Here is a 511-nt window from a genome sequence, read left to right as displayed (position 1 = left end):
CATCACGCGTGAGATGGAGGTTGCCGCCGTGCACGCCGTGGCGGAACTGGCACGCCAGGAGCAAAGCGACATCGTTGCGTCTGCCTATGGCATCCAGGACCTGTCGTTCGGCCCCGAATACCTGATCCCGAAGCCCTTCGACCCGCGCCTGATCGTCAAGATCGCGCCGGCCGTGGCGCAGGCGGCCATGCTCTCGGGCGTGGCACAGCGCCCGATCGAGGACATGGATGCGTACCGCCAGCATCTGCAGCAGTTCGTCTACCACTCCGGCACGCTGATGAAGCCGATCTTCTCGGCCGCCCGCAAGGTGCAGATGGAGAACAAGCGCATCGTCTTTGCCGAAGGCGAGGAAGAGCGCGTCCTGCGTGCCGTGCAGATCGTCGTGGACGAAACGCTCGCCAGCCCGATCCTGATCGGCCGCCCGAGCGTGATTGCCCACCGCATTGAGCGCTTTGGGCTGCGCCTGCGCGAGGGCGTGGACTTCACCGTGGTCAACCCCGAGCATGACGAG

Annotated in this window: 1 protein-coding gene; it reads left to right on the top strand. The window is 65.6% G+C overall.

What is annotated here, in order from left to right; genetic code table 11:
- On the top strand, positions 1-511 hold a 511-nt coding region (locus D1614_RS29030), incomplete at both ends, for a phosphate acyltransferase (protein ID WP_262707245.1).

The organism is Maribellus luteus, assembly GCF_003576475.1.
GTDB classification, from domain to species: domain Bacteria; phylum Bacteroidota; class Bacteroidia; order Bacteroidales; family Prolixibacteraceae; genus Draconibacterium; species Draconibacterium luteum.
This window is presented reverse-complemented; position numbering and strand designations above follow the sequence as displayed.